Source organism: Pseudoalteromonas sp. GW168-MNA-CIBAN-0100, assembly GCF_040309225.1.
Lineage (GTDB): Bacteria > Pseudomonadota > Gammaproteobacteria > Enterobacterales > Alteromonadaceae > Pseudoalteromonas > Pseudoalteromonas arctica.
Window position 1 is genome coordinate 1 of sequence record NZ_JBEOOL010000656.1, and the last position, 265, is coordinate 265.

Below are 265 nucleotides of genomic sequence, written 5' to 3' on the forward strand. Positions count from 1 at the left end.
GGCGTAATGGTTTTAGTACGTATGCGCCGCTCTAAACAAAGTAATTCTGAGGTGGCAACAGTACTGCCAACGAGCCCAGCTGTTACCACACCCGCTCCTAAATCAGTAGTTAAACCAGCAGTTAAATCAGTAGTTAAATCGGCAGCTAAGCCAAGCCCTAGCGCCGTAAATACGCAAAATACGACAACAGCACAAATTGCGGCAGAATCTGTTTCAATGCAGCAAATTGATGCCGCGCTGGCAAAACCACAAGCAAGTACTAGCG

1 pseudogene is annotated in these 265 nt (G+C 47.2%); it reads left to right on the forward strand.

What is annotated here, in order from left to right:
- Window positions 1-265: pseudogene (locus tag AAEY62_RS22880) on the forward strand (hypothetical protein); the annotation flags it as partial.